Genomic DNA, 12,158 nt, shown 5'->3' with positions numbered 1-12,158 from the left:
TGACTCGTTCGTAGCACAGGTGAGGGGCGACCGGGCACGGTCGCCCGGAGACGGGAGCGACGCATGGCGCGATATCTGATCTCGTTCGACGACGGCGGGATGGACCACATCCCCACCGCGGAGTTGCCCGAGGTGGGCAAGGCCACGCACGCGGTGGCCCAGGAGGCCGTGGACGCCGGCGTGTTCGTGTTCGGCGCGGGACTGGAACGCCAGCAGGCGAGCGTCGTGTCCACGGACGGGATGGTCACCGACGGTCCCTACCCGGAGACCAAGGAGGTCATCGGCGGGTTCGTGGTCGTCGACGTGGCGTCCCGCGAGGAGGCGCTGGCGTGGGCCGCCCGGTTCGCCGCGAGCTGCCGCTGCGCGCAGGAGGTTCGGGAACTCCTGCCCGATCCCGAGCTGGACGCGATGCTGCGCCGGGCCGACCGGCGACGGTGACGGTCGGGGGTGCGCCCCGTCCACCGGGCGCACCCCCGACCGTCGCGCGCTCCCGCCCGGTCAGCAGCCGATCCGGCTGGACCCGACCGCGACATCGTCGTACCAGAGGGTGTCCGATCCGCCGCCGTAGCTCTCCCAGCCCAGCTTCAGGTCGGTGAGCTGCGGTCGCCAGGTGCGGTTGTACCACTGGCCGTCGATGTCGTGCGTCGGTGTGCCGTCCGCGGTCAGCCCGGCGACCGCGGACCCGTCCAGCCAGGTACGGAGCTGACCGGCCGAGCCGTCGACCATGAACTCCAGGCAGGCCCACCGGTTGGTGGGCAGCGGCAGGCTCTGCGCCACCCCGGCCGGGCTCTGCTCGGGCAGGGTCGCGTCGTCGGAGGCGCGGTTCCACTGCATGGCGCCGTTCTGGCCGCCCATCCGCAGGTCCTTGTTGCCGTCGGCGGCGTCGGTCATCGCCAGCATGGTGGTGTGGTCGGTGGGCTGGGCGGTGGTGTGCCGCACCCAGATCCGGGCGTACCGGACACTGCCCACGCTGCCGAGGTTCTTCGTGGACCGGATGAAGACGTGGTTGCAGTATCCGGCGGCGCCGTTGATCCGGACCGCCCGGCTGCCGCTGTGGGTGGTGGTCGTGTCGATGGTGGCCGTGCCGGCGCCGGAGCAGTCCGGGTTCACCACGCTCCAGTCGCCGGACGGCGTCGAACCGGTCTGGTTCTCGAAGCCGTCGCAGAGCACCGCCCCGGCGCACCCGACCGGCGGCTCGGTGGTCGGCGGCGCCGTCGTGGGCGGGACCGTGGTGGGCGGCGCCGTGGTCGGCGGGGCCGTGGTCGGCGGCGCGGTCGTCGGGGGCGCGGTGGTCGGTGCCGTCGTGGTGGGGGCGCCGGTCGGTCCGGCGCCGTTGCACGGCACGCCGTTCAGGGTGAAGCCGGTGGGTGCGCCGCCACCGGAGGCGAACGTGCCCTGCACGCCGAACTCGGTGGAACCGCCGGCCGGGATGCTGCCGTTGTACGAGACGTTACGTGCGGTCACCGTCGTCCCGGACTGGCTGACCGTGGCGTTCCAGCCGTTCGTGACGCGCTGGTCCCCGCCGTACGTCCAGGTGACGGTCCAACTGGAGACGGCGGTGTCGCCGGGGGAAACCTTGATGTTGGCGGTGAAGCCGCCGGGCCACTGGTTGGTCGTGTAGTCGACCCGGCACCCCTGCGCGGCGGCGGCCGGGCCGGTGATCAGGGCCGTTCCGGTCGCGGCCACGGCGGCGGCCAGCGCGGCTGCGGCGGCCAGGGTCGGGGCGGGGCGGGCACGGAGAATCGTCATGGAGGGTCCTTCTGCCATCGAGCGGGGCGGTAGCGGCACGGCGGCGCGTGTCCTGGACGGACGCGGTGCGTCGACGCGCTGCGGTGGCGGCGCGGCGGTGCGCCACAGCGGTTGGTCGGTGCTATGACCGATGTGCCCGGCTCGGGCGGTGCCCGCCCTCAATCTATTGACATATTGCTATTCAATCAAGCAGCCTGGTCCACACTTCGGACACTGATCGACATCGTCAATAGCATCTCGGAGCATCGATTCCATGAATGCCCGGTCCGCCGACGCTCGACCCACCACCGAGAGCGCGAGCCCCGAACAGACCCCCGCCGGAGCGTCACCGAGCGGGCCTGACCGGCGACGCCGGCCGCGTCCCGAATGGGTCGTCGCGGCCCTGGCCAGCCTGCTGCTGGCGGTGGTGCTGACGTGGCCGACGTTGCGACACCCGGCGACCACGATCCCGGGCGATCTCGGCGACCCGACGTTGCAGGCGTGGCAGGTCGCCTGGGCGGGACACGCCTTGCTCAACGAGCCCCTCAATCTCTGGCATTCGAACACGTTCTATCCCGAGAGATACACATACGCCTACAGCGACACGCTTCTCGGATATGCCCCGATCGGGATGCTCGGATCCGGATTCGAGGCGGCTCTGGTCCGGTACAACGTGCTGTACGTGCTGCTGCACGCGCTCGCGTGCTTCGGGGCGTACGCGCTGGCGCGGCAGCTCGGGGCGAACCGGTGGGGCGGCGCGGTCGCCGGGATCGCCTGGGCCTTCGCGCCGTGGCGGCTGGCCCACTCCGGCCACCTGAACATCCTGTCCAGCGGCGGCATCGCCCTGTCGCTGGCGATGCTGGCCCGGGGTCACGGCTGGTCAATGCGCCACGGATACCGGCCGGAGCGGCGACGACCCGGCTGGGCGCTGGCCGGGTGGCTCGTCGCCGCCTGGCAGGTCACCCTCGGCTTCGGCATCGGGTTGCCGCTCGTCTACTTCCTGCTGGCCGCGGTGCTGGTGGCCGCCGGCGGCTACGGCTGGTCCTGGTGGCGGCGGCGGGAACGCCCGCCGTTCGGCCGCCGGCTGCTGCTCGCGGATCTGGCCGGCGGGGCCGTGTTCGGCACCGTGACGCTGCTGCTGGGCCTGGTCTTCCTGCGCGTGGTCGACCTCAACCCGCAGGCCCAACGGACGTTGGACTGGACGAAGATGTTCTCCCCACCGTTGATGGGTTTCCTCACCGCACCGGCCGACTCGTGGATGTGGGGCGAGCGGCACGCCGCCGCGCGCGAGCAGTTGAGCTGGCCGCCGGAGATGGCGCTGCTGCCGGGGATGACGGTGCTCGGGCTGGCCGCGGCCGGGCTGATCGTCTCGGCGTACCCGCTGCGACGCCGGATCGCGCTCGGACTCGGCGTGCTCGGCACGGTGCTGCTGGGCCTGGGCGCCACGCTCGGCGGGGACGGGGACCCCGGCTACCTGACGTTGTCCACGCACCTGCCGGGCTGGGACGCGCTGCGCACCCCGGGCCGGATGATGCACTGGACCAGCCTGCTGCTGGCCCTGCTGGCCGCCGGGCTGGTGACCGCGCTGGCCGAGTCGCCGGGCCGGCACACCCAAGCGACCGCGCCGGACGGGTCGCCGGGGCGGCACACCCCCGGCCGTATCGCGCGGATCCTCATGCCGCTGCTCCTGCTGGTGCCACTGGGCCTGGTCACCGCGGAGGGGGTCAACACCACACCCCACCCGACCGTGCCGACGCCGCCGGCGGCGATGCGGGCCGCGCCGGAACCGATCCTGGTGCTGCCCGCCGGCGGAGTGGGCGACCTGACGTACATGCTGTGGACGACAGAGGGATTCCCCCGGGTGACGAACGGGTTGGCCGGCTTCGAGCCGGTCAGCCAGGCACAGACCAAGGCCGCCATCGCGTCCTTCCCCGACCCGGGCAGCGTGGCGTACCTGCGCGGGATCGGCGTGCGCTCGGTGGTGGCCGTTCCGGGCCGGGCCGCGGGGACGCCGTGGGAGGGCATCGAGACGCGACCCGTCGACGGACTGGGCATCACCCGGGAGGAACTCGATGGCGCGCTCGTCTACCGCCTCTGACCGGGACGGCGCCGGGACGGCGGCCATGCGGTTGTCGATCGTGGTGCCCTGCTTCAACGAGGAAGCGTCGGTGGAACGGTTGCACGAGACGGTGCACGCCGCGCTCGCCGGGCTGCCCGACGTGGAGATCGAGGTGGTGTACGTCGACGACGGCAGCACCGACGGCACCCTGGCCGCGCTGCGCCGGCTCGCCGCCGCCGATGGACGCGTCCACTACACGTCGCTGAGCCGCAACTTCGGCAAGGAGGCGGCGATGCTCGCCGGCCTGCGGCGGGCCACCGGCGACGCGGTCGTCATCATGGACGCCGACCTCCAGCACCCGCCGCGGCTGCTGCCCGAGATGGTGACGCTCTACCGGCAGGGCTTCGACCAGGTGATCGCCCGCCGGGACCGGCACGGTGACCGGTTCGTCCGCACGCTGGCCTCGCGGTCGTTCTACCGGGCCATCAACTGGTGGATCGACGTGCGCCTGCTGGACGGGGCGGGTGACTTCCGGCTGCTGTCCCGGCTCGCGGTGGACGCGATCCTGACCATGCCGGAATACAACCGGTTCTCCAAGGGCATGTTCTCCTGGATCGGCTTCCGGACCGTGGTGGTGGCGCACCGCAACGAGGTCCGGCAGGCGGGGCGGAGCCGGTGGACGTTCGGCAAGCTCTTCAACTACGCGTTCGACGGCCTGCTGTCGTTCAACAACCGGCCACTGCGCCTGGCGATCTACGGCGGCCTGTTCCTCACCCTCATCGCGGTGGTCTACATGGCCTGGGTGGTCGCGGACGCCGTCGAGAAGGGCATCGACGTCCCCGGCTACACCACGATCATCGTGAGCGTGATCGGGCTCGGCGGCATCCAGATGATGCTCCTGGGTGTGATCGGGGAGTACATCGGCCGGATCTACTACGAGACCAAGCGCCGGCCGCACTATCTGGTGCAGGAGACCGAGCGTCCGGCCGAGCGGTGAGCCCCGGCCGGTACGCGCAGCGCGTACCGGCCGGGTCATCGGATCGGGCGTCACGCCCGGGGGTCAGCCCAGCACCACCCCCGAGGCGCCGACTCCGGCCAGGCCGGAGAAGATGTCCTCGTAGTACATCCGCCACGCGCAGACCCGGCCGGTGGGGACGTAGCCGGTGCAGGTCGTCGCGGTGTTGGTGTCGTCGATGGCGGAGTTCGTGCCGGTGGCGTAGACCTGGGTGGTGTTCGCCCCGTTCACGATCTCCACCGGGCCGCCGCTGTCGCCCTGGCCGACCGCGTTGGTGCGGGTGGTGCTCTCCGCCTGCACCTGGCCGCAGACCGTGCCGAAGTTGCGGATGTTGATGCACAGGTCCCGGGCCTTGACCTGGATCGAGCACCGGGTGCCGGAGTAGGCGCCGGAGGTGCACACGAAGTTGCCGACCTGGCTGGCGAGCGCGCCGATCACCTGGTTGCTGAACTCGCTCGTCACCGCGCCGGCCGCGTCGGTGGTGTTGTTGAAGACCCGGCCGCCCCCGCTGCCCGCGAGCAGCAGCGTGTCGGTGCCGACGTTGCGGGTGCCGACGATGCCGATCGTCTGCCCGGTCGGGTCGGTGGCGACGTTGTTCAGGTTGCCGCAGTGCGCGGCGGAGAGCACCCGCGACACCCCGCCTTGGAAGACGCCGAAGCCGGTCGAGCAGCCGCCGCCGGTGGTCGCGTTACGCCACGCCGCGCCGCCCCACCACGGCGGCGAGTCGTCCCACCGGGTGGCGGGCGCGGCGGCGACGCCGGTCTGCACGGTCACCGGGACGCCGGCGAGGCTCGCCGCGCCGAGCAGCCCGTCCTGCGTACCGACGAGCAGGCCGGCGCCGTCGGCGCGCGGCCCGACCGTGGTGACCTCGCTCCCGGCCGCGGCGCGCAGCCGGGCCGCCGCCACCGCCAGCTCCCGCTGCGAGTACGCGGCGGGCAGCACCCGGGTCGGTACGACGCTGCGGGCGTCGGCCAGCAGGCCGGCGGGCGCCGCGCCCTTCCAGTAGACCCGCAGTTGTCGGGTGGTGGGGTCGGCGACGACGCCGGCGAACCCGGAGTCCGGCCCCCGTCGCGCCGCCCGCTCGATCCGCGCGGCGGCGGTGTTCATCCGCTGCTGCACCCGGAACAGCTCCGCCCAGGAGGCGAAGCCGGCCGGCGCCGGCGTGTTGTCCACGAACGACCGGGTGGTGACCGTCTTGTCGGCCGGCGCGGCGGCGGCCGGCGCGGCGGACACGCCCGTGGCGAGCAGCGCCAGGCCGAACGCCGCGACGGCGGCGCGACGCAGCAGTCCGCCCCGCGTGCTCAGTGGTCGGTGACTCATCAGGTGCTCCCTTTCCCCAGGTGGCAAGGCACGGGCCGAACCCGCACCGGGACGGTGGCACGGGTCGCCGGTGCCCGGCCGCGCATCCTGGACTCGGCTGGACACCGCCGGACACGGACGGTCCGGATCCCGTCCTTCGGGAGGGGAACTGTCATACATCAGCCTCGGTCTATGAGGATGCGCGTGGGCCGCCCTAACCTCGCGGTGGGCGGCCGGGTGGGGCCAGTGGGGAGGCCGGATGTCCGATCAGGTGGCGCGTCGTGGTGCCCGGAGAACACCGCCGGTCGTGACCGCGACGGACCGCTCCGCGAGTCCACTGATCCACGCCGCCGAGTCGGCCCGGACCGTGCCGGAACTGGCTGGCCTGCTGCGCGAGCTGCGCCGCCGGGAGGCCCGGCAGCAGGGCGAGACCCAGTTGACGTACCGGCAACTGGCGGCGAAGACCGGCTGGTCGCGAGGGGTGATCGGAGAGTACTTCGCCGGGAACATCCTGCCGCCGACGGAACGGTTCGACATCCTGATCCGGCTGCTCGGGGCCACCGCCGCCGAGCAGGGGGCGCTGGCCACCGCGCGGGACCGGGTGGAGGAGGCGCGACGGCAGCCGGACCGGGAGGAGACACCCGCCGTACGGGCCGGCGGCGGGCGGGCGCGCTCCCGGCCGGCACGACTGCCCGTACCCCGCCAGTTGCCGCCGGCCCTGCCCGGTTTCGTCGGCCGTGCGGCGCACCTGGCCCGGCTGGACGCCGGCGACGGCCGGGACGGGCCGGCGGACGGTGGACCCACCTCGACGATCGTGGTCCTGTCGGGCACCGCCGGGGTGGGCAAGACGACCCTCGCGGTGCACTGGGCGCGGGACGCCGCCGACCGGTTCCCGGACGGCCAGCTCTACGTGGACCTGCGGGGGTTCGACGCCACCGGGACGGTGGTGACCCCGGCGGAGGCGGTCCACGGCTTCCTGGAGGCGCTCGGGGTGCCACCGGAGCGGATGCCCGTGCACCTGTCCGCGCAGGTCGGCCTCTACCGCAGCCTGCTCGCCGACCGCCGGATCCTGGTGCTGCTGGACAACGCCCGCGACGTCGAGCAGGTCCGGCCCCTGCTGCCGGGCAGCCCGGGTTGCCTGGTCCTGGTCACCAGCCGCAACCGGCTCGCCGGTCTGATCGCGGCCGAGGGCGCCCGGTCGGTCCCGGTGGGGCTGCTCAGCGCCGCCGAGTCGTGGCAGTTGCTGGCCCGGCGGCTGGGCGCGGACCGGTTGACGGTCGAGCCGCAGGCCGTGGACGAGATGGTCGAGCGCTGCGCGCGGCTGCCGCTGGCGCTGGCGGTGCTCGCCGCCCGGGGCGCGGCGCACCCGGCCTTTCCACTCGCCACCCTCGCCGCCGAACTGCGCGAGGCGGCCCGGCTGTCGGACGTGTTCGACACCGGGGACGCCGGCACCGACGTGCAGGCGGTCTTCTCCTGGTCGTACCGGAGCCTGACCCCGCCGGCGGCGCGGCTGTTCCGGCTGATCGGCTGCCATCCGGGCCCGGACATCGGAGTCCCGGCGGCGGCCAGCCTGGCCGGTCTGCCCCGCGACCGGATGCCCCGGCTGCTGGCCGAGCTGGCCCACGCGCACCTGCTCACCGAGCACGCCCCCGGCCGGTTCGGCGCACACGACCTGCTGCGGGCGTACGCGGCCGAGCTGACCGAACGGCTCGACCCGGACGACGAGCGGCAGGCGGCGATCCGGCGTGGACTGGACCACTGTCTGCGCTCCGCGCACGCCGCCGCGGTGCTGCTGCAACCGGGCTGGGATCCGGTCCCGCTCGACGACGTCCCGCCCGGGGTGGTGCCCGAGGAGATCACCGACCCGGCGCACGCGCTCGCCTGGTTCCACACCGAGTACCGCGTACTCCTGGCGGCGGTGGTGTACGCCGGGCGCACCCGGTGCGACGGTCACGCCTGGCGGCTCGCCCGGACCCTGGTGGACTTCCTGCAACGCCAGGGGCGCTGGTCGGACCTGGCCGACGCCCAGCGGACCGCCCTGACCGCGGCGCGGCGGGCGGGTGAACGCGCCGGCCAGGCCAACGCCCACCGCGACCTTGCCCGCGCCCTCGTGCGTCTGGGTCAGGAGGAGGAGGCCGCCGGCCACTACCGCCACGCGCTGGCGCTCTTCGCCGACCTGGGCGACGACAGCGGGCAGGCCCGCACCCACCGGGCGTTCGGCGCCATGCTGGACGCGCTGGGCCGGTACGAGGAGTCGCTGCACCACGCGGGGCGGGCGCTGGCGCTCTATCAGCGCACCGGCCACCAGGCCGGGCAGGGCAGCGCCCGCAACGCGATGGGCTGGGCGCACGCCCGGCTCGGCCGGTACGGCGCGGCGCGCGAGCACTGCGAGCAGGCGTTGGCGCTGCTGCGCCGCACCGACGACCGGCACGGGGAGGCGAACACCTGGGACAGCCTCGGCCTCATTCACGAGCGGCTCGGACACCACCGCCGGGCGATCCGGTGCTTCGGCCGGGCGCTGACGCTCTATCAGCGAATCGGCGACCGCTACGACGAGGCGGACACGTTGACCCGGCTCGGTGACTGCCGGCACTCCTCGGGTGACCGGGCCGGCGCGCTCCGCACCTGGCGGCGGGCCCTGGTCATCCTCGACGGCCTGGGCCATCCGGACGTCGAAGGGGTACGCGAGCGGATGGCCCGGACGTCGGACGCCGGGCGGGCGTCGGGAGGCGCACCCGACGCCCGGCCGGCGACGGACGTGCCCTCCTGACGCCCGGTCGACCCGGTCGGCCTCACCGTCAGTGCAGCCGGGCCTTCCAGTCCTGCGGCACCCGGCCCCGGGGGCCCGGGGCGGGCTGGTCGAGCGGGCGCGCGTGCGGCTCGGCCAGCTCCGGCCCGTCGGCGTGGAGCTTGTCGTGGGCGTAGTCCCAGAACCACGACTCGCCGGGCTCGAAGCTCTGGACGAGCGGGTGACCCGAGGTGGCCGCGTGCGCGGTCGCGTGCTGGCCCGGCGACGAGTCGCAGCAACCGACGTGGCCGCAGGCGGCGCAGCGGCGCAGGTGGAACCACCAACCGCCGGCGGACTCGCACTCGAGGCAGCCCGTTCCGCTCGGCGGCGCGGCAGGGTTGATCGCCGCGGTTTCGGCCGACGGGTCCGGCCGGGATGGGTTGTCCATCTCCGGAGCCTACCCACGGGTGCGGTCATCGGCAGTTTCTGCCCTTGTTCAGGCAGGTGGCGATGTGCTGCATGGTCCGGGCGGAGTTGACGTTGACGAAGTCGTTGTGGTCGGAGAAGGGGTTGTGGTTCTCCTCCGGGAAGGAGTCGAGGGCGTACTCTCCCTTGAGCTGCACGTTCCGCGGGATGTCGTAGGAGATCGTGATCCGGAGCTGCGGGATCGCGACGAAGCCCTGCGGGCAGGCGCCGGTGGCCCGGTCGGCGAACGCGACGTGGTCGCGGTGGTTGGCGCTGTCGGTGTTCGCGCCGTCCCAGCAGCCGGGGAAGTCCTGGACCCGTTGCACCTGCCGGCCGGGCGGGCAGATCGGATACCTGTCGGAGAGCCGGTCGGTGAACCCGGAGCAGGTCCAGGTGGCGCGGGCGTTGGCGGGGCCGCGGCTTGTGGGCTTGGCGTCGCCGGTCAGCTCGCGCAGGAACTTGGGCATCGGCACGACCTTGCCGACCGGGTTGCCGCGGTATTCGATGAGGACCGACGCCGGTCGCAGGATCTCGCCGGTGTTGTTGGGGAGTTCCAGGTTCGCGCCCTGCGGGTCGGGGAGCGGGCTCGCGCTGCCGGTCGGGGCCGTGGACGGTTGGCCGCCGCGCTGGTCGAGGGTGCACGTGGCGAGGGCGTCGAGGCCCTGGGGACGGGCGCCTGCGCGGCCGATGGCGATGGCGATCCGGTCGAGGACGGCGGTCCGCTTGGCCCTCAGTGGGCCGAGGACGGCGTTCTCGACGAAGCCGGCGCCCCCTTCGCCGCGGCTGGTGACCAGGCGTTGGTTCGCCTCGGAGATCTGCCGGTCGAGTTCACCGAGGCCACGGTCGACCTCGGCGAGGGCCGACCGGGGCACGCCGGGCAGACGATCCCGTACGGACGGGCAGGTCACCTGCGGGGTGGCCGACCTCGGGGCGGTGGTGTGCCCGCCGTGCAGACGGCCGTGGATGGCGTCGTAGCTGACATCACAGTCGGTGAGCGAGCGCAGCCGGGCCGGGTGCTGCCCGCCGGCCCGACGGATCGTGTCGCCGATCGCGGCCAGCGAGGCCGCACGGCGCGTCCGCAGCCACTGCAACACGTCGTTGTTGAGCTGGACGTGCACGCCGCGGGTGGCCGTTACGCGCCGGTCGGCGGCGACCCGGTACCGTTCCAGGTCGGCCAACTGACGGTCGACCACCGCCTTCGCCCCGGTGGGCACGGCGGGGAGGCGGTCACGCACGGACGGGCAGACCACCGTGCCCGAGGTGGCGGCCAGCGCCCGCTGGATGTCCCTGCCGTCGGCGCGCACCGAGCGGTCGATCCGCACCACCGGCCAGAAGTACGAGGACTTGTCACCGTTGACGCAGGTGGTGCCCGAGGTGTCCAGGTCGGCGTCCGAGGAGTTCGCGGTGATGGCGAGGTTGCCGACGAAGTCGTGCACGTGCTCGGCGCCGTTGCGCACCCCGGGTTGGGCGACCGGGTTGTCCGGGCTGAACTTGCGGTTGCCGTTGGTCCCGCAGTCGACGGTGAACCGGCCGGTCGAGGCGTCCGGCCCGGTCCGGGGCCGGACCACGTTCGGCCTGACCCGTTCGATCGGAACGAAGGACGACAGGTTCGTCGCCGCGTCCGCGGTGCCCTTACCGCCGCTGGAGACGAACGTGGCCGTCAGCGCGGCCGTCGCGGCGAGCACCACCGCGACCGCGACGACCCGGGTGGGTGTCACGCCGCCCGACGGTCGCCTGCCGTAATGCCTTCTCATGTCGTCTTCTCCTCGGTCGCCTGGGCCGGCCCTTCCGGTGCTCCGGCCGTCGCGTTCGGGTACGGCCGGGCCGGGTGCGGCCGATCAGCTTTTCCCGGCGCGTCACCGATCGGTAAGAACTGCACCATCGGCCCGTCGGCGCGACCGCGCACGAGCCACGGTCACGACCAGGTTCGCTGGCTGCGACGCCACCGCTGGGGCGTGATGCCGTAGCGCTCGCGGAAGCGACGGACGAGATAGGTGGCGTCGCGCAGGCCGGTCCGGGCCGCCACGACGTCGAGCGGCAGGTCGGTCTCGCGCAGCATCCGACGGACCTCGATCATGCGCCGTTCGGTGAGCCATTCGAGCAGTGGGCGGCCGGTGCGGCGGCGGACGACGGTCGTCAGGTGACCCGGCGTGTAGCCGATCGTGCGGGCGATGTCGGCGGCGGAGACCGGTTCGCGGAACGTCGCGTCGATCTCGGTGAAGACCCGCTCCACGAGCGGATCCGGCGTGGCCGCGGCGTCGGGCGCGAGTCGCGCCGACGCGACCAGGAGCCGGGTGAGCAGGGCGCCGACGGCCTCGCGGGCGCCCACACGGTCCGGGTCGGCGAGTTCCCCGGCCAGGTCCGCCAGCCACGCCGACCAGGTCGCCCGGTCGGGCTCGGCGATCCGGCCGTGACCCGTGCCGGACGCGAACAGGGCCAGGAGCGGATGGTGCGCCCAGGCCAGCGGGGAGACCGAGGACAGCGCCGGGACGGCGTCCGGGATGAACGCGACCGCCCACGCGCGACCGCGGGCGAGTTCGGCCGCGACCGCCACGCCGATGACCTGCCCGGGCGACACCGCGTATACCTCGCCGGCGCGCAGCGGCCGTTCGACGCCGTCGACGGTGAACGCGCCCGCGCCCTCCTCGACATGGATCAGGACGAGGAAGTCGTGGGCGTGCCGGTGCGCCGGCGGGAGGCTCGCCCGGGAGGCTTCCGGATCGAAGCGGGTCACCGAGACGGCGGGTCGGCCGGGACGCTGCCGGTATCGGTAGACGGGCGTCCCGTCGGGCCGCACGGCGCGCAGCCCCCGCGCGGCATCCGGCGGGTCACCTACCGAAGAATGTCCCACGATTGCCACGTTA

At 73.7% G+C, this 12,158-nt stretch carries 8 protein-coding genes and 1 pseudogene; 4 read left to right on the top strand and 5 right to left on the bottom strand.

The genetic code is table 11. The features are described from left to right. The first annotated feature begins 63 nt into the window (after positions 1-63). Positions 64-438: a YciI family protein gene (locus O7619_RS13145; RefSeq protein WP_282287976.1), complete on the top strand. Its 375-nt coding sequence runs from the start codon at positions 64-66 to the stop codon at positions 436-438. A gap of 60 nt (positions 439-498) precedes the next feature. Here O7619_RS13145 and O7619_RS13140 read toward each other — a convergent pair whose 3' ends face one another. Beyond that, complete coding sequence (locus O7619_RS13140) at positions 499-1,749, bottom strand: cellulose-binding domain-containing protein (protein WP_282287974.1); 1,251 nt, start codon at positions 1,747-1,749, stop codon at positions 499-501. A gap of 253 nt (positions 1,750-2,002) precedes the next feature. Between O7619_RS13140 and O7619_RS13135 the strand changes: the two genes are divergently transcribed. Together O7619_RS13135 and O7619_RS13130 are read left to right on the top strand one after the other, a co-directional pair. After that, positions 2,003-3,826 (top strand): hypothetical protein, encoded by a 1,824-nt coding sequence (locus O7619_RS13135; protein WP_282287972.1) that lies wholly within the window; start codon positions 2,003-2,005, stop codon positions 3,824-3,826. A gap of 25 nt (positions 3,827-3,851) precedes the next feature. Beyond that, positions 3,852-4,775 (top strand): annotated as a pseudogene (locus O7619_RS13130) (glycosyltransferase family 2 protein); the annotation flags it as partial. A gap of 72 nt (positions 4,776-4,847) precedes the next feature. On the opposite strand, the gene O7619_RS13125 reads toward O7619_RS13130, so the two are convergent. Next, positions 4,848-6,122, bottom strand: a complete 1,275-nt coding sequence (locus O7619_RS13125) for a hypothetical protein (RefSeq protein WP_282287970.1) — start codon at positions 6,120-6,122, stop codon at positions 4,848-4,850. Positions 6,123-6,408: 286 nt separating this feature from the next. Between O7619_RS13125 and O7619_RS13120 the strand changes: the two genes are divergently transcribed. After that, positions 6,409-8,871 (top strand): helix-turn-helix domain-containing protein, encoded by a 2,463-nt coding sequence (locus O7619_RS13120; RefSeq protein ID WP_282287968.1) that lies wholly within the window; start codon positions 6,409-6,411, stop codon positions 8,869-8,871. Between the two features lie 28 nt (positions 8,872-8,899). Here O7619_RS13120 and O7619_RS13115 read toward each other — a convergent pair whose 3' ends face one another. The 3 genes from O7619_RS13115 to O7619_RS13105 form a co-directional block, all read right to left on the bottom strand. Beyond that, on the bottom strand, positions 8,900-9,277 hold the full coding sequence (locus O7619_RS13115) for a UBP-type zinc finger domain-containing protein (protein ID WP_282287966.1): 378 nt from the start codon (positions 9,275-9,277) through the stop codon (positions 8,900-8,902). A gap of 25 nt (positions 9,278-9,302) precedes the next feature. Continuing rightward, positions 9,303-11,012, bottom strand: a complete 1,710-nt coding sequence (locus O7619_RS13110) for a DUF1996 domain-containing protein (protein WP_282287964.1) — start codon at positions 11,010-11,012, stop codon at positions 9,303-9,305. 197 nt (positions 11,013-11,209) lie between these two features. Next, a complete protein-coding gene (locus O7619_RS13105; RefSeq protein WP_282287962.1) occupies positions 11,210-12,145 on the bottom strand; it encodes an AraC family transcriptional regulator in 936 nt (311 codons plus the stop codon). Between the last annotated feature and the right edge of the window lie 13 nt (positions 12,146-12,158).

The sequence above is a fragment of the Micromonospora sp. WMMD998 genome (assembly GCF_029581235.1).
GTDB lineage: Bacteria > Actinomycetota > Actinomycetes > Mycobacteriales > Micromonosporaceae > Micromonospora.
The sequence above is the reverse complement of the archived record's forward strand: the minus strand, read 5'-3'. Positions and strand labels throughout refer to the sequence as shown.

What these genes read in the sequence shown, in the direction of transcription:
- O7619_RS13125 (WP_282287970.1), bottom strand. Translation starts at nt 6,122, where the DNA reads ATGAGTCACCGACCACTGAGCACGCGGGGCGGACTGCTGCGTCGCGCC.
- O7619_RS13145 (WP_282287976.1), top strand. Translation starts at nt 64, where the DNA reads ATGGCGCGATATCTGATCTCGTTCGACGACGGCGGGATGGACCACATC.
- O7619_RS13140 (WP_282287974.1), bottom strand. Translation starts at nt 1,749, where the DNA reads ATGACGATTCTCCGTGCCCGCCCCGCCCCGACCCTGGCCGCCGCAGCC.
- O7619_RS13135 (WP_282287972.1), top strand. Translation starts at nt 2,003, where the DNA reads ATGAATGCCCGGTCCGCCGACGCTCGACCCACCACCGAGAGCGCGAGC.
- O7619_RS13115 (WP_282287966.1), bottom strand. Translation starts at nt 9,277, where the DNA reads ATGGACAACCCATCCCGGCCGGACCCGTCGGCCGAAACCGCGGCGATC.